Below are 19,450 nucleotides of genomic sequence, written 5' to 3' on the forward strand. Positions count from 1 at the left end.
AGGGCGGGGTGCTGCCGCAGCTGGCCGCCGTGCAGTTCGCGACCGGGCGCTGGGAGGCGGGGGAGGCCACCCTCACGGAGGCGTTCGAGCTGGCGACCGGCGCGGGCGCGGACAATATCCTCGCCCAGTGCTGGAATCTGCGGGCCCGGCTGGCCGCCCAGCGCGGCGACGCGGACCTGGTGGCCGACAGCGTGGATCGCGCGCTGGCGCTGTCCCGCGCGCACGCGGTGCCGCTGCTGACCGGCGGCGCCTACTGGCACCACGGCTTCCACGCGCTGACCGCCGGTGACGCCGAGGCCGCCTACCGCCGGTTGCGCGCGCTGTCGCAGCCCGGCCACGAGGCCGCGCATCCCACGCTGGCCCGGCTGGCGACCCTCGATCTCGTCGAAGCGGCGTGCCGCGTGGGTCGTTTCGACGAAGCCGCCGCGCACTCGGAGCGCATCGTGCTCTGGGCGCGGCGGTCCCGGGCCCGCTGGGCGCTGGCCGCCGCCTACGCCTGCCACGCGCTGCTCGCGGAGGAGGACCGCGCCGAGCACTACTACCGGCGGGCCGTCGCGGTCGGCGATGCCCGGCACGGCAGTTTCGGGCGCGCCCGCATCCAGCTGCTCTACGGCAAGTGGCTGCGCCGGGTCCGCCGCCGCCGCGACGCCGCCGAGCAATTGCGCCTCGCCGCCGATGGTTTCGACCTGATCGGCGCGACCGCGTGGGCCGTGAACAGCCGCACCGAACTCGATCTCACCGGCACCGGGGCCAAGCCGGCCGCGGGTTCGGATACTCCGTTGACCGCGCAGGAGTCCCAGGTGGCCCGCCTCGCCGCACGGGGCCTCACCAATCGGGAGATCGGCGCGGAGCTGTTCCTCAGCCCGCGCACCGTCGGCCACCACATGTCCCGGATTCTCGAGAAGCTAGGTCTCACCGGCCGTTCCGAACTGCGCGGCATCGACTTCCACAACGGCATGCGGCTGATCCGGCCGCCGGTGTGAGCGGCCTCGGACACGTGGGTGCGAGCGGCCTCGGACATGCGGGTGCGAGCGGCCTCAGACACGGGTGAGTTCGAACAGCCGGAACCGGCGCGCCCCCGCGAGCCGCTGCTCCATGGCGTAGCCGGGCCAGAATTCCAGTGCCCGCCGCCAGGCCCGGTCGCGATCACCGCCGGTCAGCTCCCGGACCCGGACCGGGAACCGCTCACCCCGCACCGCCAGCTCGGCGTGCTCGGCGTGCCGCAGATTGGCCGACCAGGACGGCGGTTCGGGCTTGCCCCAGTTCGAGGAGACGATCAGGAAGCGCTTCTCGTCCAGCGGATCGGGTGTGTAGAGCAGGCTGACCGTGCGCGGCAGCCCGGTGCGGCGGCCCGCGACCGTCAGCTGCACCGCGGGCAGACCCGCGACATCGAGAATCCCCTTGCGGCCCTTGGTGGTTCGCCGTGCGAGCAGTTCCAGCGCGAACACCAGCGGCGCGGCGCGCATGACCGTGCGGCGGCGGGCCAGCGCCCGCCCCAGCCGGGGGAGTGGATTCCAGCGGGCGGGCGCGCCGGGGCCGCGCTGCCATTCAGCGAAAACCATGCCCCCGATTATGTTGCCGGGCCGCCGCTAGGGTGCCCAACGCGCCCGATCCCAGTCGTCGTTCCAATCGTTGGGGTCGGCGGGGGAGCGGTCCTCGTCGTGTTCGCGGCGTAGTCGCTTCTTCTCGTCCTCGCGCAGCCGTTTCTTCTCGTCCGCGCGCGAGCGGGCGTCGTCGTCATGCTCGCGCGGCGGAGTTTCCTCGCTCATGACTTCCCTTCGTGCCGGTTATGCACAAAAGGTATCGAATGGGCGATTTTTCAGCTACCGGTGGCGGCCCGTGTCGCCTCAGGATTCGCTGTTGCCGCGGAACCAGGGGTCGTTCGAATTCAGCGCGGTCAGCAGGCGGCGAATGGCCGCCACTCGCTGCTGCTTACCTTCCAGCAGGTCGAGAGCGCATTCCGGATCGGCGGGCGGGCCCAGGTGGGTGCAGCCGCGCGGACAGTCCTCGATGGCGTCGGCCAGATCGGAGAAGGCGGCGATCACGTCGTCGGGTGTGATGTGGGCCAAGCCGAACGATCGCACGCCGGGCGTGTCGACCACCCAGCCATCGCCGGGCAACGGCAGCGCCACCGACTGGGTGGAGGTGTGGCGCCCCTTCCCGACCCCCGACACCTCACCGACCGCGCGCTCGGCGTCGGGAACCAGCCGGTTCACCAGGGTGGACTTGCCCACCCCCGAATGCCCGATGAACGCGGTCAGCTTGTCGTCGAGTAGCTCCAGCACCGGTTCCAGGGGATCCTCGATGCCCGCGTAGACGATGGTGAGATCCAGATCCTCGAAGGCCGAGGCGAATTCGGAGTCGGCGGCCAGATCGTGCTTGGTGAGGCACAGGATCGGTTGCAGCCCACCGACATACGCCGCCACCATGGCCCGCTCCACGAACCCGGTGCGCGGCGGCGGATCGGCCAGCGCCACCACGATGAACAACTGCTCGGCATTGGCCACCACCACCCGCTCGAACGGGTCGGTGTCATCGGCGGTGCGGCGCAAGACCGTTCGCCGTTCGGCCACCCGCACGATGCGGGCCAGGGTGTCGGGCTTGCCGGACAGGTCGCCGACCAGATCCACCTGGTCGCCGACCACGATCGGGGTCCGGCCCAGTTCGCGCGCCCGCATGGCGACCACGCCGCGCTCGGGATCCCCGTCCAGCACGCACCCCCAGCGGCCGCGGTCCACCGAAACCACCATGGCCGCTTCGGCATCCAGATGTTGCGGCCGGGTCTTGGTGCGCGGGCGCGAGCCCTTGCCCGGGCGCACCCGGACATCGGACTCGTCGTACTCGCGGCGCCTCAGCGTCCTGCTCCCGGCTCGCCGGCGTGGTCCGCTCCGGCCAGCATGCTCTCCCACAACTCGACGAATCCGGGCAGCGTCTTGGCGGTGGTGCCGATGTCCTCGATCTCCACGCCGGGGGTGACCAGGCCGATGATCGCGCCCGCGGTGGCCATCCGGTGGTCGGCGTAGGAACGCCACTGCCCGCCGGTGAGCGGGTTCGGCACGATGGCCAGCCCGTCCTCGGTCTCGCTGACCTTGCCGCCGAGCCGGTTGATCTCGGTGGCCAGCGCGGCCAGCCGGTCGGTCTCGTGGCCGCGCAGATGCGCGATGCCGCGCAGTCGCGACGGCGAATCCGCCAGGGCCGCAAGGGCGGCCACGGTCGGGGTCAGCTCGCCCACGTCGTGCAGGTCGATGTCGATGCCCGCCAAGCGCTCCGGGCCGCGCACGGTGAGCACGCTGTCGAAGATCCGGGCCTCCGCGCCCATCCGGACCAGGATCTCGCGGATCACGTCGCCGGGCTGGGTGGTGTAGCGGGGCCAGTGCGGGATGCTCACCTCGCCGCCGGTGACCGCGGCCGCGGCCAGGAACGGGGTGGCGTTGGACAGGTCCGGCTCCACGTCCCAGTCCACCGCGCGGATCGGGCCGGGCGCGACGGTCCAGGTCTGCGCCTTGCGCGGATCGTTGGGGGCGTCGACGCGAACGTCGGCCCGGCGCAGCATCTCCACGGTCATCTCGATGTGCGGCATGGACGGCAGCGCCGCGCCGTCATGGTTCACGGTGACACCCTGCTCGAACCGCGCCGCCGACAGCAGCAGGCCGGACACGAACTGCGAGGAACCCGACGCGTCGATGGTGACCGGCCCGCCGCGCAGGGAACCCATCCCGTGCACCACGAAAGGCAGCTGGTTGCCGTCGATATCGAGGCCCAGCGCCCGCAGCGCGTCCAGGATGGTGCCGAGCGGCCGCGCCCGCGCCTGCTCGTCGCCGTCGAAGGCGACGTCGCCGCGCGCCAGCGCCGCCACCGGCGGCAGGAACCGCATGACCGTGCCCGCGAGCCCGCAATCGACCATGGCGCTGCCGAATTCGGCGGGCGGCGTGACGGCCAGCGTGGTGCCGTCGCCCTCGATCCCGGCGCCCATGGCGCGCAGCGCCGCGATCATCAGATCGGTGTCCCGGCTGCGCAGCGCTCCGGTGATGGTGGACGGCCGATCCGCCAGCGCGGCGAGGATCAGCGCCCGATTGGTAATGGATTTGGACCCGGGCAGGGTCACCGAAGCGTGGACGGGAACTCGGACATGGGGCGCGGGCCAGAAAGTCACAATGCCTATCCTCCCAAATGGCCGGGGTCTCGGGGGCCGCACGTCCCGTTCTCGCCCGGACCGCAACCCTCGACGTATACGTATACGAGTACGTATGCTGGGTGGGTGATCGATCCCATCAGCCTGGTAATCGGTGGCGCGCTGGTCGGCGGCGGCTGGCTCGCGGGCCGATTCGGTTCCCGCCGCACCAAGTCCGAGCAGTCGAGTCCAGCGCTCTGCGGCTGCGGCCACGACCTGGCCCTGCACGACCGCGAAGCGGGCCACTGCCACGCCGAGAACTTCCGCAAGACCGGGGCGGGCATCAAAGCCTGGGCGCGTTGCAACTGCCGGCGCTACACCGGCCCGACCCCGCTCGAGGAGTTCTTCGCCGCGCCGCCCTTGCCGCCCACCTCTTGACGGACAATGCCGGCCCCCGTAGGGACCGGCATTGCCGCGGTTGAGGTTTCGCCTACTTGGCGCGACCGTGCACCAGCGGCACGATCTTGCGGAGCAGCTTCATGGTGCGGTCGGTGCGGGTGTAGGACAGCAGCGCCATGCCCGGAATCGTGAAGCGCTGCACCGCGATCGAGTGCGGGCGGGCGAATTCCAGTAGGCCGGGGGCGCCGTGGATGCGGCCGATGCCGGAGTCGCGGACACCGCCGAAGGGCAGTCCGGAGATGGCGGCGTAGGACAGCACCGAGTTCACCGAGGTGCAGCCGACCTCCAGTCGCCGGGCGATCTCCATGCCCTGCTTCTTGGAGTAGACCGCGGAGCCCAGGCCGTACTTGCTCTTGTTGGTGAGCTCCACGGCCTCGTCCACGCCGCTGACGGTGCGGATGGTGACGGTCGGGCCGAAGGTCTCCTCGCACACCGCTTCCGAGGACTCGTCCACGTCGACCAGGATGACCGGGTCGATGAAGGAGCCCTTGACGGACTCGGGGCCGCCGAGCACCGCGGTGCCGCCGTTCTTCAGCGCGTCCTCGATGTGCCGGCGCACGATGTCGACCTGGCTCGGCATGGTCATCGGCCCGTAGGAGGCCTTGTCGTCGGAGCCGGGCTTGATGTCGGTGAGGATGCGCTTGACCTCGGCCACGAACTCGGTGGCGATGGACTTGTCCACGTAGACACGCTCGACGCCCGCGCAGGTCTGGCCGGAGTTGGCGGTGGCGCCCCAGGCGACGGCGTCGGCGGCGGCCTTGATGTCGGCGTCCGCGGCCACGATCACCGCGTCCTTGCCGCCGCATTCCAGCAGCACCGGGGTGAGCGACTCGGCGGCCGAGGCCATGATCTTCTTACCGGTCGCGGTGGACCCGGTGAACGCCAGCTTGTCGACGCCGGACTTCACCAGCGCGGCGCCGGTGGCCCCGTAGCCGTTGACGGTGATGAACACCCCGTCCGGCAGCTCCGGGTTCGCCTCGGCGAACGCCTTGGCCACGAAATTGCCGATGCCGGTGGAGAATTCGCTCGGCTTGAACACCACGCAGTTGCCCGCGGCCAGCGCGTAGGCGATGGAGCCGTTGGGGGTGTAGACCGGGTAGTTCCAGGGGCCGATGACCCCGACCACGCCCAGCGGGCGGTATTCCAGGTGCGCGGCGAAGTTGGCCATGAACGCGCCGGGCGCGACCTTGCGCGGCTTGAGCACCTTCTCGGCGTTGGAGGCGGCCCACTTGATGTGCTCGAGCGCCAGCATGAGCTCGAGGAAGGCGTCGTCGAGCGGTTTGCCGTTCTCGGCGTGGATGAGCTCGCACAACTCGTCGGACTTCTCGACCAGCTTGCTGCCCCAGCGCAGGACGTGCTTCTTGCGCTCGGCGTAGCTCAGCGCACCCCAGGTGGCGGCGGCGGTGCGGGCTTTGGCGACGGCAGCGCCCACGGCCGCCTCATCATCGATCCGGTAGGTGGCGAGGGCCTCGCCGGTGGCAGGGTTGACGGAAGTCAGCGTCTCGGCCTGATCGAGCGGGGCGGCTTCGGTTGCAGTCATGGTGCGGCGATCCTCTGGATGAGAGTGTGATGAGACGAACGTCTCACACCGTCCAAGTGATGTCAATTGCCATCACATTGATGGCGATTCATTTCCGGTGAGTGTCACAGGGCGGTGGCAGCATGGTCGGCATGTGCGGTAGATACGCGACCACGACGAATCCCGCGAAGCTGGCCGTCGAGCTCGACGCCATCGACGAGACCGGCGACCGGGGATTCGACCCCAACTACAACGTGGCCCCCACCAACCAGGTGCTCACCGTGGTCGAACGCCATGACCGCGACCACCCGGAAGACCCGGCGGCCCTGCGCATCCGGGCCATGCGCTGGGGCTTGATCCCGCCCTGGACCAAGACCGCCGAACCGGGCGTCCCGGTGAAGGGCAAACCGCTCTTCAACGCCCGCGCCGACAAGGCCGCCACCACCGCCTCCTTCCGGGACGCGGTGAAGAAGCGCCGCTGCCTGGTGCCGATGGACGGCTGGTACGAGTGGGTCACCGAGGCGGGCGGCACCGGTAAGGCCGTCAAGCGCCCGTACTTCATGTCCCGCGCCGACGGCGGCCGCCTCTATATGGCGGGTCTCTGGTCGGTCTGGCACGACCGCGATCAGGGTGACGCCGCACGGCCGCTGCTGTCCTGCACGATCCTGACCACCGACGCCGTCGGCGATCTCACCAAGGTCCACGACCGCATGCCGCTGCCCATGCCGCGCGAGCACTGGGCGGCCTGGCTGGACCCGGACCACCCGGCCCCGGAGGAACTGCTGGAAACGCCTGCCGCCGCGGCGGTTTCGGACATCGTGATCCGGGAAGTGCCGTCGCTGGTGAACAGCGTCAAGAACAACGGCCCGGAGCTGTTGGCGGCGGTGGACGAACAGGCCGGTCAGATCGGCTTGATCTGACCGGCCCGCGCGGCGTTCGATACCGCCTACTTGCACTTGACCGTCGGCAGGCCGATATTCAGCACGCACCGCAAGGTCTCGGCCGTCGAGTCGATCATCTTGGTGATCATGCCGCCGCCGAGCTGCTCGGCCTTCTCCACCTTCTCGTCCTTCTTCGGCTGCGCGCCGCCGCCCGGCGCGCCCGGGTCGGGGAAGCTGGGTCCCTGCGGCGCGACGGGAACGTTGAGGGGCTCGGCCGTCGCGGTGACGACCGTCAACGGGCCCGCGCCCAGCGCCATGATCAGTGTTCCGGCGGCGACAGCCGTGCCAATGCGCCGATAGCGAGACATAACCGCATCACATCCTCGGGTTCGAATCGGACCTTGCGGACTGCACACGTTCACAACAACCTCACTGCTCGCTCCCCAGTAACTCACAGAAAACCGCCGGGATAGTGAAATGACAGTGCCCCCGCCGCGTCCTCGCGGTGGGGGCACTGTCGAATCGGTTGTCGCCGGTCAGACCGTCGCGGGATCCGCCTTCGCGGCGGCCTCGTCGCGGGCCTGGATGCCGCCCGCGGTCCGCAGCGGCACCTCCTTCCAGAACAGCACCAGGATGAAGGCGATCAGCGCGACCGCGGTGGCCGCCAGGAACACCCGGTCCATGGACTTGGCGAAGCCCTCCTTGAACGGATGCGCCAGGGTCGGGTCCAGCTTCTGGATGACCGAGCTGTCGTTGAGCACCTGGTTCGCGACCGCCGGATCCTTGGCGACCAGGCCCTTGGCGACCTGCTTGTCGACCGGGTTGTCGCTGGTCATGCCGTCCTTGATGGCCTGCACGTAGGCGGGCTGCTGGGCGGCGGACTCGAGCGAGCCGGTGATGTTCGGGGCGAGCTGGGTGAACAGCACCGACAGGAACACCGCCACACCCAGGGTGCCGCCGATCTGCCGGAAGAAGGTCGCCGCCGCGGTGGAGACGCCCATGTCCTTGGGCGGCAACGCGTTCTGCAGCGCCAGGGTCAGCGGCTGCATCAGGTTGCCCAGGCCGAAGCCGGTGATCGCCATGAAGATCATGACGATCCACAGCTTGGTGTCGGCCGAGACCAGGTGCAGCAGGAACAGGCCCGCGGTGAGCAGTCCGGCGCCGACCGGCGGGAAGTACTTGTAGCGTCCGGTCCGCGAGATCAGCTGACCCGCCAGGATCGAGCCGGTCATCATGCCCGCCACCAGCGGCAGCATCAGCAGACCCGCCTTGGTCGGGCTCGCGCCCTGCACCACCTGCAGGTACTGCGGCAGCAGGGTGATGCCGCCGAACATGGCCGCGCCGACCACCACCGAGATGAGCACGCCCAGGGCGAAGGTGGAGTTCTTGAACATGCGCAGCGGGATCAGCGCCGCGTCGCCCTGCTTGGCCTCGACGGCGATGAAGCTCAGCACGCCGATCGCGCCGAGGGCATAGCAGAGAATGGCGTGTCCACTGGTCCAACCCCATTCGCGGCCCTGCTCGGCGATCACCAGCAGCGGCACCAGGCCGACGATCAGCGCCGAGATGCCCATCCAGTCGATGGCCACCTTGGTGCTGGGACGCTTGGGCAGCTTGAGCACGCGGGTCACCACGGCCAGCGCGAGGATGCCGATCGGCACGTTCACCAGGAACACCCAGCGCCAGCCGGTGACGCCCAGGATCTGGTCGGTGCCCGAGAGCAGGCCGCCGATGACCGGGCCCACCACGCTGGAGGTGCCGAACACGGCCAGGAAGTAGCCCTGGTAGCGGGCGCGTTCGCGCGGGGACACGATGTCGCCCATGATGGTCAGCGCCAGCGACATCAGACCGCCCGCGCCCAGGCCCTGGAAGGCGCGGAAGGCGGCCAGCTGGTACATCGAGGTCGCCATCGAACAGGCCAGCGAACCGGCCACGAAGATGGTGATGGCGGCCAGGTAGAACGGCTTGCGGCCGTACATGTCCGACAGCTTGCCGTAGAGCGGGGTGGCCAGCGTCGAGGTGATCAGGTAGGCGGTGGTGACCCACGCCTGCGCCGAATAGCCTTGCAGCTCATCGGCGATGGTGCGGATGGAGGTCGACACGATGGTCTGATCGAGGGCGGCCAGCAGCATGCCCATCATCAGGCCGCTCATGATCACCAGGATCTGCTTGTGGGTGAAGCCGGCCGAATTGACTTCCGGCTCCGCCGCTGTCGCTTGGGTTGTCACGAATTGCTCTCCGCGGGTTCGTAATAGGAATTCAGGTCTTTGTGGGCCGCGATATCGGCCAGCATGCGCTGCCGGGTCCCCTCGTAGCCGTCGACGAAGCGATGCAGCAGCCGGGAGAAGACCTCCCGTTCGCCGGGGGTCCAGTCGGTGAGCATGTCGCGCAGCGAGTCGTTGCGGCGGGCCCGGATCTGGGCGGCCACGGAGCGTCCGGCGGCGGTCACGTCCAGCACGCTGGCGCGGCCGTCGGCGGGGTCGGCGCGGCGTTCGATGAGTCCGCGCTTGACCAGGCTCGCGACCTGGCGGCTGATGGTCGAGGCGTCGGAGTAGAGGGCCTCGGCGAGCGCGCCCGAGCGTTTCGGGCCGCCGTGGATCAGCTGGAACAGGATGCTGAACGCGGCCGGTTCGATCTCGCCCCCGGTGAGGGCCGAGATCTGCGCGTTGGTGCGGTCGCGCAGCTTGGTGAGCCGGGCGATCTCGTAGGCGATGGCATCGACAAGGCCGTCGTCGATGTCGGTGCTGGTCGCCGGGTCATCGTCGGTCACGGTCGGTCTCACCTCCTTGCGTCGGGCAATTGCTTGTAAAAGGCAACTAGTTGTACGGCGCAAGTATTCCGACATAGTTGTCACTTGGCAAGGGATTTCCGGAGGTTGTGTCTCCGCTCACGAGGGAATCGGACAAATCGCCCAGAAATCGGCAGGTCAGACCACCGCGACCGCCGCGGTCACCGCCCCCGTCAGCCGCACCAGATCCGCGGGCGCGAGCTCGATCTCCAGCCCGCGCTTACCCGCGCTGCACAGCACCCGATCCCACTCCAGCGCCGAGGCGTCGACCACCGTCGGCAGCCGCTTCTTCTGCCCCAGCGGCGAAATCCCGCCCAGCACATAGCCGGTCGTGCGCTCGGCCTTGGCCTTGTCCGCCATCGCCGCCTTGCCGCCGCCCAGCGCCGCGGCCGCCGCCTTCAGCGACAGCGTGGCCGGCACCGGCAGCACCGCCACCGCGAGCCCGCCCGAACCCAATTCGATCACCAGCGTCTTGAAGATCTGCCCGGCGCTCACCCCGACCTCGGCCGCCAGCGCGTCCACCGCCTCCGCCCCGTACGAATCACTGCGCGGGTCATGGGTATACGCGTGCACCCGGTGCGCCACCTTCGCCTGCACCAGGGCCTTGATCGCGGGAGTGGAAGCGGCCATGCGGCTCACCCTAGACACCGTGCGCAAGCCGTTTTCACCGCGTGGGGAACAGCCGGAGCGTTCACCCTGTTGCATGCGATACGCGCTTCTCGGCAACCGCCGGGCCCACGGCCGGGAAGCACTCGATCCCATGACCAAGGAGGAGTCGGTGTCCGTTCTGCTCGAGGAGCGCCCAACCGGTTTCCGGGCCGAATCCCTGTTCGCGGTAGATTCAATTGCTACGGCGATCGAAGGGATTAGCGTGACGAGCGACGACGACATGGTCGATCGCCGGCGTGATGACGATGCGGACAGCATCGACGCCGGTGAGGACCAAGCGGTCGACTATGACGACGAAGTGAGCGAATCCGGGGCCAGGAGCTCCGAATCGACGGCCGAACTGGCCGCCCGGTTCGAACGCGACGCGCTGCCGCTGCTGGACCAGCTCTACGGCGCGGCCCTGCGCATGACCCGCAACCCGGCCGACGCCGAGGACCTGGTGCAGGAGACCTTCGCCAAGGCCTACCAGGGCTTCCGTTCCTTCCGTGAGGGCACCAACCTGCGGGCCTGGCTGTACCGCATCCTCACCAACACCTACATCAACTCGTACCGGAAGAAGCAGCGCCAGCCCGCGCAGTATCCGACCGACGAGATCACCGACTGGCAGCTCGCCGCCACCGCCGAACACACCTCCCAGGGCCTGCGCTCCGCGGAGATGGAGGCGCTCGAGGCGCTGCCGGACGACGACATCAAGGCCGCTCTGCAGTCGCTGCCGGAGGAATTCCGGATGGCGGTGTACTACGCCGACGTGGAGGGCTTCCCCTACAAGGAAATCGCCGAGATCATGGGTACTCCCATCGGTACTGTCATGTCCCGCCTGCACCGGGGCCGCAAGCAGCTCAAGGGCCTGCTCGCGGACGTGGCGCGGGAACGTGGATTCAACCGGTCGGGCAGCGATGCGGCGCGCGAGGAGGTCACCCAGTGAGCGACGAGATGGAAGAACTGGACTGCTCGGCGGTGCTCGCCGATGTCTGGCTGCTCCTGGACAACGAGTGCGACGAGACCGTGAAGGCGCGGTTGCGGCAGCACATCGACCGGTGCTCGCCGTGCGTCGAGGCCTACGGCCTGGAGGAGAAGCTCAAGTCGCTGCTGAACCGCAAGTGTGGCGGCGACCGCGCGCCGGACTCGCTGCGCCAGCGGCTGACGATGGAGATCCGGACCAGCTACACGGTCATCCAGGGCCGGACCGAATCGGCCGAATAGGACACCCGATACACAGCTGAGCGGCACCCTTCCCCTGGTGGGAAGTGGTGCCGCTCAGCAGTTTTCGAGCTTATCGAAGCAGCTCAGGCGTTCGGCCGCTTGCCGTGGTTGGCGGCATTCTTCTTGCGGCCACGCTTCTTACGTCCACGCTTACCCATAGGTAATCTCCCTTCAGTCGGTCGCCATTCTTTCACGCGTGATCTGCTGTACCTTCAGGGGCTACAGGTCACTCGAAAGCGAGAGGTGTTCATGGCTGAGGAAGTGCTGGCCGAGATGGTGTCGACCGTGCAGGAGATCCTGGTCTCCGTGGGCGACGAAGTGAAGGCCGACGATCCGGTGGTCATGCTCGAGTCGATGAAGATGGAGATCCCGGTCATCGTCGAGGGCCCCGGCACCGTGGCCTCGATCAACGTCAAGCCCGGCGACGTCCTGCAGCCCGGCGACCTGATCGCCGTCATCTCCTGAGTGCGAGCCCCCGCCCGCTCCTGACGCATCCTCGCCGTGTCGCGTGGGAACATACACCCGACGTGGGAACAGAGGAGTGTGGGTGAATGTCGACCCTGAGTGAGCTACTGGCCGAGCACACCGATCTACCGGGCGCGGCCGTCGACCATTTGCAGCGGGTGGTGGGGGATTGGCAGCTGCTGGCGGATCTGTCCTTCGCGGATCTGCTGCTCTGGGTGGGCACCGGACCGGTGACCGAGGGCGCGGAGGTGGTCTGCGTGGCCCAGTGCCGCCCCACCACCGCCCCCACCGTGCACCAGGAGGACCTGGTCGGCAGCTACGCCACCAAAGAGGCGAATCCGCATGTGTTCGAGGCCCTGCTGGACGCCGATATCCAGCGCTTCGAAGCGGACACCGCCCTGACCGGGGTCTATCACCCGCATCCCGTGCACGCCATGCGCGAGGCGATTCCGGTGCGGGTCGGCGACGACATCATCGCCGTGCTCGGCCGCGATACCGACACCCAGCGCCGCAAGATGCGGTCCAGTCTCGAGATCGCGTACATGTCCTGCGCCGACGACCTGTGCCAGATGGTCGCCGACGGCACCTGGCCGGCGCTCGAGGACCGCACCGGCTCGCATTCCAGCCCGCGCGCGGGCGACGGCTTCATCCGTCTCGACACCGAGGGCACCGTCGTCTACGCCAGCCCCAACGCGCTGTCGGCGTATCACCGCATGGGCTTGCAGAACGATCTGGTCGGCCAGGACCTGGCGCTGACCACCCGCTCGCTCATCACCGACCCGTTCGACGCGCAGGAGGTGGTCGGCGACATCCAGGCGGCCCTGGCCGGAAAGGGCGGGCGCCGAATGGAAGTCGAGGCGCGCGGCGCCACCGTACTGCTGCGCACCCTGGTGCTGCGCCCGCACGGCGAGCTCGGCGGCGCGGCCGTGCTGGTCCGCGACGTGACCGAGGTGAAGCGCCGCGACCGCGCGCTGCTGTCCAAGGACGCGACCATCCGCGAGATCCACCACCGGGTGAAGAACAACCTGCAGACGGTGGCCGCGCTGCTGCGCCTGCAGGCCCGCCGCACCGAGAACGAGGAGGCCCGCCTGGCGCTGACCGAATCGGTCCGCCGGGTCACCTCCATCGCGTCCGTACACGAAATGTTGTCCATGTCGGTTGACGAAGAGGTCGATCTGGACGAGGTGGTGGACCGCCTGCTGCCGATCATGGCCGACGTGGCGACCGTGCACACGGCCCGCATCAAGGTGCGCCGGGCCGGCTCGCTGGGCGTCTTCTCCGCCGAACGCGCCACCCCGCTGGTCATGGTGCTGACCGAGTTGGTGCAGAACGCCATCGAGCACGCCTTCGACGCGGGTGAGAACGGTACGGTCACAATCCGTTCCGAGCGATCGGCGCGCTGGCTCGACGTCATCATCAGCGACGACGGCCGCGGCCTGCCCGACGGCTTCAGCCTGGAGGCCTCCGACCGGCTGGGCCTGCAAATCGTCCGCACACTGGTCACGGCGGAATTGGGCGGCTCGATCGGACTTCACCCGGGAGCCGATGTCGGAACCGACGCGGTACTGCGAGTTCCGCTCGGCCGGCGCTCCGCGCGCTGAAATATCAACTTCGACGCATAAGTTCGGGCGTGCGCTGAAAAGCCGCGCCCGAACTTTCGTTCGACGGTGAATCCTGTTGAGTGGGAATTGCACCGGAGAATTCTCGTGCGGGGGTTCGGGGCGGAGCCCCGGAGATCCGCTCAGCGGGTTCGGGGGCTCGAGTCGGCCCAGACACACTGAAGCCCGGCACCTGTGTTGGTGCCGGGCCGAATTGCGTTGCGGCCCCGAGGCTGGGTTGGGCCGTAACGCCTTGTCGTCTAGGTGGTTAGACGACGCTGCGGGTGCGCGTGCGCGCGTTGCGACGCTTCAGCGCGCGACGCTCGTCCTCGCTCATTCCACCCCACACGCCGGCATCCTGGCCCGACTTCAGGGCCCAGGAAAGGCAGTCAGCGGTGACCGGGCAGCGAGCGCAGACCAGCTTGGCATCGGCAATCTGCGCGAGCGCCGGACCACTGTTACCCACCGGGAAGAACAGCTCGGGGTCCTCGTCGCGACAGATGGCCTTGTGGCGCCAGTCCATTCCTCTGCTCCTTTGCTAGGGCGCGCACGGCGCTGCCCCTCGGGTTTGTGGTCCGTTCACTTGTGCGACTCGAATGTTTCCGCACGGTTGCTTGTGAATGCTTTCACGAACACCGTAGATGTCAATAGATACCTGGTGCACCGTGGGGAAGCTCACGCTGTAAGACCCCTACATGGGGGTCCGCCGTGTCATTTGTACTCGGTCGAGCGGGTTTTCGCAGCGCAACAAACAGTTTTCTCAGGTGTGTCGAGCCGGTTAGGGCTTCGGCGCGACCACATCGAGGATATCCGGGACCGCTGTGAAATTCACCATGTTGCGTCGACCGATGAAGTCGCCGTCGATTTGCAACCCGATCGGTTCTTCCGCCGTGACGGTTACGCCCGGAACGTCGTCCTCGCGAAACAATGTGTGGCCCTTGGGATCACCCTGGGCCGCCAGCAACTGTCTCGCGACCATCAGGGTGGGCAGGACACCCATGGTGCGCATGGCAAACACCCCGAGACCGGATTCGAAGGTGGTCCCCGGGTTGGTGACCACGGGCGTGTTGTCGAGATAGGTCCAGGGACTGGCGTTGGTCACGAATGCGTAATGCACATCCGTGACCGGTTCGTGACCTGGAATGTCCAAGGTCACTTGCGGGGCACGGCGTTTGGCGCGGAAGAACTGCTTGACCGTGGTGCGCAGATAACGAGCCGGCGTAGCCGACTTGCCCTTCGCGCGCTTCTCGTCGATGGCCTCGCACACATCCGCGTCCAGACCCACCCCGGCGCTGAAGCAGAACCAGCGATCGTCGGCCACGCCCAGACCGATGCGGCGGTCCGCGCTGTCGGCCACCAGATCGATGAGCTGATTGGTGGCGGTCACCGGATCCGGCTCGATGCCGAGCGAGCGCGCGAACACATTCGCCGAACCGCCCGGGATGATGCCCAGCCGCGGCAGCCATTCGCGCTGCGGCTGCCCGGGCAGCGGGAGGAAGCCGTTGATGGTCTCGTTCACGGTGCCGTCGCCGCCGTGCACCACGATCAGATCCATCCGGCTGTCGGCGGCCCAGGCCGCCAATTCGGCGGCGTGCCCGCGGCGCTCGGTCTGGCGGACGGTGAGTTCGGTGCGGCTTTCCAGTGCGTGGGCCAAGAGATCGCGAGTGGACCGAGTGGTCGAAGTGGCATTCGGGTTCACGATCAGCAGCGTCCGCACGGTGCCATTCTGCCTCCGCTTCGCTCCGGCTGGTTCGCGGCCCCGAAGTCTCGTTCTTGCCTCCTCCGCTCCTCCGCTTCGCTCCGTCGCTCCGTCAGTCCAGAACGAGACGGCCGCGAACCTTCCAGTGCCAGTTCCCAACTGGTCAGGTGCGGTGCGGGTGCGCTCGCCAACGACGCTCGGTCGTAGGCTGGGGGCGTGGCTGAGCAGAACCAGGGCGAGAGCAAGTCGGCGGGCGACACCGGGGGCGGGACCGCGCAGGCCGGGGGCGTGCCCGCGACCGTGCGCGTCGCGGGCGCGCTGGTCGCGCTGGAGGGCGCGGCCGGGCTGGTGGCGATGGTCATCCTGATCGTCGTCGGCCTGAACGGCGAGGCGCAGAGCGCGAAGAACAGCTATCTCACCGCCGGGTACGCGGCGATCCTCGGCGGCGCGGTGCTGGCGGCGGGGCTCACCCTCATGCGCGGCAAGCGGTGGGGGCGGGCGCTGGCGACGTTGACCCAGCTGTTGCTGCTGGGTGTCGCGTATTACATGTTCACCTCGGGGCGGCCCGAATTCGGGACGCCGCTGGGATTGCTGGCGCTGGGCACCCTGGGCGCGTTGTTCGCGCCCGCCTCGGTGAAGTGGATGGCCGAGGGGTACGGCTCGGACGCGGAGTAGCGCCGCAAACCCGGCTCGATGGCCGCTGAACCGACTTTTGGACGCTCGCCCACCTCCCTGGGTGAGCGAGCGCTTTCCCGGGGCTGACGGCCCTCAGTCGTCGGCGTGCGTCGCGAGCCGCGCCAGGGGAGAGCCGGACAGCCGGTAGCCGGTCCACTCGTGCTGATGCTCGGCCCCGATGGACTCGTAGAAGTCGATGCTCGGGGTGTTCCAGGTGAGGACCGACCAGTCCACCCGGGCGTACCCCTGCTCGACGGCCTCGCGGGCCAGCGTCGCCAGCAGGCTCTTGCCCAGCCCGCGCTTGCGCGCCTCCGGCTTGACGTAGAGATCCTCCAGGTAGATCCCGTGCACGCCCTTCCAGGTGGAGTAGTTGAGGAACCAGATGGCGCAGCCCACCACGCCGTGATCGCTCTCGGCGACATGGGCGTACAGCGCGGGCGTGGGCCCGAACAGCGCGGTCCGCAGCTGCTCCTCGGTGAGCGTGCACTCCTCGGGAGCCTTCTCGTACTCGGCCAGGTCGTGGACGAGACCCACCAGCGCGGGGACGTCGTCGGGTGTGGCGCGGCGGATCATGCGGGGGCCCCTTCCATCGGGTCGAGCGGCGCGACCAGGTTGTGCGCGAGCACGGTTCGCGCTTGGTGATCGTGTCCCAGCACCGTAACCGCGGCGGTGGACAGGAAGAACCGGCGGCCCTCGGTCACCTCGAACTCGGCCCAGCGGGCGATCAGGGCGCGCGAGAAATGGCCGTGCCCGACCAGCACCACGTCGCGGGTGGCGAGTTCGGGGATGACGGTGGCCAGGACGTGGTCGGCGCGTTTGCGGACGTGGTCGGCGGTCTCGCCTTCGGGAACCTCCCCGGTCCAGATGGTCCAGCCGGGCGACATCCGCTGGATCTCGGGTGTGGTCAGGCCCTCGTATTCGCCGTAATCCCACTCCACCAGATCATCGTCGACGATGACCTGGCCGAGCCCCGCCAGCTCCGCGGTCCGTAGCGCCCGCTGCCGGGGGCTGCAGAGCACCAACGGGTTCGACAGCTCCAGGTCGTACAGGAGTCTCCCGGCCGCCCGCGCCTGCGCCTCCCCGAGCTCGGTGAGCGGTACGTCGGTGCGCCCGGTGTGGCGGCGCGCGGCCGACCAGTCCGTCTCCCCGTGTCGAAGCAATACCAGCCGGAATTCGCCACCACTCATGAATCGATCATGCTCCACAACTGCCGTCCCGGTGGCATACGTGTACCTCAGAGGCGGGCGCCGACTCCGTACACCTGGGCGCCGCGGCGTTCCAGGAACATGGTTCCCGACACCCCCAGCGAGATCGGTTCCTTGTGATAGTCGCTGCGCTGCAGCGGGATTCGCGAGAGCTGGGCGCCGGTGGCGGGATCCAGCACGGCCAGCCCGTCCGGGATCGGGGCGATCAGCTGGCCGGACATCATCGCCGCGGTGCCGAGCACATTGTGCGTGCCCCACAGCGGGTCCAGGGTGGAGAGGTTCAGCGCGACCAGCGCCTCACCGGTGAAGACGAAGAAGCCCGACGACAGCCGCGCCACCATGGCGGTGTCGGAGAACGGCGGCATCTGGTGGGTGGCGACCAGATTGCCGTTCACGTCGTAGAGCGCGAGAACCGGTGTGGTGGACGCGGTTCCGGGCAGGTAGAGCGCGATCCTGGTGTCGGACACCGCGATCACCTTCGCCCCGTCGACCGCGCCGCCGGGCTCGGTCAGCACGTGCGAGCTGTACTCCTCCGGCGTGGTGCCGTCCTTGGGCGCCGGATTGAGGATGCTCAGCCGCGCGGCCGCCTCGTTCGGGCAGCGCTCCAGCACCGCCACCCGGCTCGGCGCGGAGCTCGCCGAGACCAGGGTGCAGCCGCTGCGGGGCTGGGTGTGCGGGTTCACCGGGGCGTCGACATAGCCGTACTCGAGGGTGCGGACCATGTCCGAACGCCACAGTTCCAGCCGCTTCGGCCCCTGCGCGAGCATGTAGGTGCTGTCGGGGCTGAGGGTGACCCGGTCGTCCATGTAGCTGGACCGGGCCGCGACCCGAGATCCGTTCTCCGCGTTGAGCAGTGTGGTCTGACTGCATCCGCGCTGATCCCGGTAGGTGGCGATGACCGTGCCGAACTGGACCTCCACCGCGCACAGCGGCAGATCCCGCTCATAGGTCCAGACCTGCTCGCCGGTGCGGGGATCGCGCCCCGACACCGTGCCGCCGTCGGCGGTGACGGCCACGCCGCCCACCACCAGCGACCGCTGGGCCGCCCCGTCGGGGGCGTGCCACAGCTCCGAGACCTGCGCGGGCACCGGATCGGTGGAGACCGGCGCGGGCAGGGTACGGGTGGCGGTAGTGGCGTGGGTACCGCGGACACCGCTGGTCAGCACCACGACCGCTGTCGCGATCGCCACCAGAGCGGCGATCGCGACAGCGGTGAGAATATCGGCGCGCGTCCGCCGCTCGGGTGCGAGCACGACAGCGAGAGTAGCCGATCCGAGCGACTAGGCCGAGGCCGCGACCGCGGTGTCGGCGACCGCGACGGCGCCCTCCGCCCCGGCCTCGGTCTTCTTGCGCCGCGTCCGCTTCACCGGGGCCGCCTCGGAACCGCTTGCCGCGGCACCCGACTCGACGGCCTCGACCTCGGACTTCGCCGCCGCCTTGACGGCCTTGCGAACCCGCTTCTTCGGCGCCTCCGCCTCGGCCACGACCTCACCGTTCGCGGCGGTGGACCGCTTCGCCCCGGCCTTGGCCTTGGCGGGCGCGGCCTTCGCGGCGGTCGACTTCGCCGTGTCGTCGGCGGTCGACTTCGCGGCGGAGTCGGCAGCCTGGGCCGCGACCTTGCGAGTCCGCTTGGCCGGAGCCTTCTTCGGCGCTTCGACCGCCTCCGCGGGAGCCGCGTCGGCAGCGGTCTCCACGACAGCGGCGGATTCGACGGCGGCGGATTCGGCCGCGGCCTTGCGAGTGCGCTTGCGCGGCGCGCTCTTCGGAGCCTCGGCGGCTTCCTCCGCGACGACCGCGACGGCGGCCTTGGCGCGGCTCGCCCGCTTCTTCGGCGCGGCCATCGCGACCTCACCCTCGGCCGCGACCGCCGCGTCGGCGGCGGAACCGTTTGTGCCGGTGGCGGATTCGGTGGTGGCCTTGGCCCGGCCGGCCCGCTTACACGGTGCCGTGGCCTCCGGCGCGGTCTCGGCGACCACGGTGGCCTCGGACTTCACATCCGCCACCGCGCTGTCGGCGGCAGCCACCGAACCAGCCTCGACCGTGGCGCTACCGGCCTCGGCCGTGGCCTTGCGGCGGGTGCGCTTGCGCGGCGCTTCCGCTTCCTGCGCCACGGCCTCGACCGCCACGGCCTGCGGAGTGGCCTCGGCCGCCGAATCCGCGTCGGCCACCGGCGCGGCC

General features: G+C 69.2%; 23 protein-coding genes and 1 pseudogene. 8 read left to right on the forward strand and 16 right to left on the reverse strand.

The window, feature by feature from the left end; all coding sequences use genetic code 11:
* Nucleotides 1-983, forward strand: a 983-nt coding sequence (locus ACWELJ_RS26725) for a LuxR C-terminal-related transcriptional regulator (RefSeq protein WP_452368888.1), incomplete at its 5' end; no start/stop codon positions are given.
* A gap of 54 nt (nucleotides 984-1,037) precedes the next feature.
* On the opposite strand, the gene ACWELJ_RS26730 is transcribed toward ACWELJ_RS26725, so the two are convergent.
* The 4 genes from ACWELJ_RS26730 to aroA form a co-directional block, all read right to left on the reverse strand.
* Entirely contained in the window at nucleotides 1,038-1,562 is a 525-nt protein-coding gene (locus ACWELJ_RS26730) for a nitroreductase family deazaflavin-dependent oxidoreductase (RefSeq protein ID WP_452368889.1), read from the reverse strand.
* 27 nt (nucleotides 1,563-1,589) lie between these two features.
* A complete protein-coding gene (locus ACWELJ_RS26735; protein ID WP_452368890.1) occupies nucleotides 1,590-1,769 on the reverse strand; it encodes a hypothetical protein in 180 nt (59 codons plus the stop codon).
* Between the two features lie 78 nt (nucleotides 1,770-1,847).
* Nucleotides 1,848-2,909: a ribosome small subunit-dependent GTPase A gene (gene rsgA / locus ACWELJ_RS26740; protein ID WP_452368891.1), complete on the reverse strand. Its 1,062-nt coding sequence runs from the start codon at nucleotides 2,907-2,909 to the stop codon at nucleotides 1,848-1,850.
* On the reverse strand, nucleotides 2,852-4,153 hold the full coding sequence (aroA, locus tag ACWELJ_RS26745; protein ID WP_452368892.1) for a 3-phosphoshikimate 1-carboxyvinyltransferase: 1,302 nt from the start codon (nucleotides 4,151-4,153) through the stop codon (nucleotides 2,852-2,854). Before aroA ends, rsgA begins: the two co-directional genes overlap by 58 nt.
* A gap of 105 nt (nucleotides 4,154-4,258) precedes the next feature.
* Between aroA and ACWELJ_RS26750 the strand changes: the two genes are divergently transcribed.
* Nucleotides 4,259-4,549: a hypothetical protein gene (locus ACWELJ_RS26750; protein WP_452368893.1), complete on the forward strand. Its 291-nt coding sequence runs from the start codon at nucleotides 4,259-4,261 to the stop codon at nucleotides 4,547-4,549.
* Nucleotides 4,550-4,601: 52 nt separating this feature from the next.
* Here ACWELJ_RS26750 and ACWELJ_RS26755 read toward each other — a convergent pair whose 3' ends face one another.
* Entirely contained in the window at nucleotides 4,602-6,110 is a 1,509-nt protein-coding gene (locus ACWELJ_RS26755) for an aldehyde dehydrogenase family protein (protein ID WP_452368894.1), read from the reverse strand.
* 131 nt (nucleotides 6,111-6,241) lie between these two features.
* Between ACWELJ_RS26755 and ACWELJ_RS26760 the strand changes: the two genes are divergently transcribed.
* Nucleotides 6,242-7,009 carry an SOS response-associated peptidase gene (locus tag ACWELJ_RS26760; protein ID WP_452368895.1) on the forward strand — a complete coding sequence of 256 codons (768 nt, stop codon included), beginning with the start codon at nucleotides 6,242-6,244 and terminating at the stop codon, nucleotides 7,007-7,009.
* A 26-nt stretch (nucleotides 7,010-7,035) separates the two neighbouring features.
* Here the strand turns inward: ACWELJ_RS26760 and ACWELJ_RS26765 are convergent, their stop codons facing one another.
* The 4 genes from ACWELJ_RS26765 to ybaK form a co-directional block, all read right to left on the reverse strand.
* Nucleotides 7,036-7,338, reverse strand: a complete 303-nt coding sequence (locus ACWELJ_RS26765) for a hypothetical protein (RefSeq protein WP_452368896.1) — start codon at nucleotides 7,336-7,338, stop codon at nucleotides 7,036-7,038.
* A gap of 168 nt (nucleotides 7,339-7,506) precedes the next feature.
* Complete coding sequence (locus ACWELJ_RS26770) at nucleotides 7,507-9,123, reverse strand: MDR family MFS transporter (protein ID WP_452368905.1); 1,617 nt, start codon at nucleotides 9,121-9,123, stop codon at nucleotides 7,507-7,509.
* Between the two features lie 71 nt (nucleotides 9,124-9,194).
* Nucleotides 9,195-9,740, reverse strand: coding sequence for a MarR family winged helix-turn-helix transcriptional regulator (locus tag ACWELJ_RS26775; RefSeq protein WP_452368897.1), 546 nt, complete (start codon nucleotides 9,738-9,740; stop codon nucleotides 9,195-9,197).
* Between the two features lie 156 nt (nucleotides 9,741-9,896).
* Nucleotides 9,897-10,388, reverse strand: coding sequence for a Cys-tRNA(Pro) deacylase (gene ybaK, locus ACWELJ_RS26780; protein WP_452368898.1), 492 nt, complete (start codon nucleotides 10,386-10,388; stop codon nucleotides 9,897-9,899).
* A gap of 235 nt (nucleotides 10,389-10,623) precedes the next feature.
* Here ybaK and ACWELJ_RS26785 point away from each other — a divergent pair, with 235 nt between their 5' ends.
* Nucleotides 10,624-11,352, forward strand: a complete 729-nt coding sequence (locus ACWELJ_RS26785; protein WP_452368906.1) for a sigma-70 family RNA polymerase sigma factor — start codon at nucleotides 10,624-10,626, stop codon at nucleotides 11,350-11,352.
* A gap of 8 nt (nucleotides 11,353-11,360) precedes the next feature.
* Nucleotides 11,361-11,630, forward strand: a complete 270-nt coding sequence (rsrA, locus tag ACWELJ_RS26790; RefSeq protein WP_452368907.1) for a mycothiol system anti-sigma-R factor — start codon at nucleotides 11,361-11,363, stop codon at nucleotides 11,628-11,630.
* 83 nt (nucleotides 11,631-11,713) lie between these two features.
* Here rsrA and ACWELJ_RS26795 read toward each other — a convergent pair whose 3' ends face one another.
* Nucleotides 11,714-11,788 carry a 50S ribosomal protein bL37 gene (locus ACWELJ_RS26795; protein WP_153805149.1) on the reverse strand — a complete coding sequence of 25 codons (75 nt, stop codon included), beginning with the start codon at nucleotides 11,786-11,788 and terminating at the stop codon, nucleotides 11,714-11,716.
* Nucleotides 11,789-11,879: 91 nt separating this feature from the next.
* Here ACWELJ_RS26795 and ACWELJ_RS26800 point away from each other — a divergent pair, with 91 nt between their 5' ends.
* Nucleotides 11,880-12,095, forward strand: coding sequence for a biotin/lipoyl-binding carrier protein (locus ACWELJ_RS26800; RefSeq protein ID WP_213559751.1), 216 nt, complete (start codon nucleotides 11,880-11,882; stop codon nucleotides 12,093-12,095).
* Between the two features lie 86 nt (nucleotides 12,096-12,181).
* Nucleotides 12,182-13,696, forward strand: coding sequence for a sensor histidine kinase (locus ACWELJ_RS26805; RefSeq protein WP_452368899.1), 1,515 nt, complete (start codon nucleotides 12,182-12,184; stop codon nucleotides 13,694-13,696).
* 265 nt (nucleotides 13,697-13,961) lie between these two features.
* On the opposite strand, the gene ACWELJ_RS26810 is transcribed toward ACWELJ_RS26805, so the two are convergent.
* Both ACWELJ_RS26810 and ACWELJ_RS26815 read right to left on the reverse strand, forming a co-directional pair.
* Nucleotides 13,962-14,216, reverse strand: coding sequence for a WhiB family transcriptional regulator (locus tag ACWELJ_RS26810; RefSeq protein WP_033087439.1), 255 nt, complete (start codon nucleotides 14,214-14,216; stop codon nucleotides 13,962-13,964).
* 255 nt (nucleotides 14,217-14,471) lie between these two features.
* Nucleotides 14,472-15,410 carry a diacylglycerol/lipid kinase family protein gene (locus ACWELJ_RS26815; RefSeq protein ID WP_452368900.1) on the reverse strand — a complete coding sequence of 313 codons (939 nt, stop codon included), beginning with the start codon at nucleotides 15,408-15,410 and terminating at the stop codon, nucleotides 14,472-14,474.
* A gap of 198 nt (nucleotides 15,411-15,608) precedes the next feature.
* Here ACWELJ_RS26815 and ACWELJ_RS26820 point away from each other — a divergent pair, with 198 nt between their 5' ends.
* On the forward strand, nucleotides 15,609-16,067 hold the full coding sequence (locus ACWELJ_RS26820) for a hypothetical protein (protein ID WP_452368901.1): 459 nt from the start codon (nucleotides 15,609-15,611) through the stop codon (nucleotides 16,065-16,067).
* Nucleotides 16,068-16,160: 93 nt separating this feature from the next.
* Here the strand turns inward: ACWELJ_RS26820 and ACWELJ_RS26825 are convergent, their stop codons facing one another.
* The 4 genes and pseudogenes from ACWELJ_RS26825 to ACWELJ_RS26840 all read right to left on the reverse strand — a co-directional run.
* A complete protein-coding gene (locus ACWELJ_RS26825; RefSeq protein WP_452368902.1) occupies nucleotides 16,161-16,640 on the reverse strand; it encodes an N-acetyltransferase family protein in 480 nt (159 codons plus the stop codon).
* The gene (locus ACWELJ_RS26830; protein ID WP_452368903.1) at nucleotides 16,637-17,254 is read right to left on the reverse strand and encodes an acid phosphatase; all 618 of its coding nucleotides are present in this window, start codon (nucleotides 17,252-17,254) and stop codon (nucleotides 16,637-16,639) included. Before ACWELJ_RS26830 ends, ACWELJ_RS26825 begins: the two co-directional genes overlap by 4 nt.
* 47 nt (nucleotides 17,255-17,301) lie before the next feature.
* Entirely contained in the window at nucleotides 17,302-18,525 is a 1,224-nt protein-coding gene (locus tag ACWELJ_RS26835) for an Rv3212 family protein (RefSeq protein WP_452368904.1), read from the reverse strand.
* A 27-nt stretch (nucleotides 18,526-18,552) separates the two neighbouring features.
* Nucleotides 18,553-19,450 (reverse strand): annotated as a pseudogene (locus tag ACWELJ_RS26840) (hypothetical protein); the annotation flags it as partial.

It is taken from the genome of Nocardia sp. NPDC004582 (assembly GCF_053602115.1).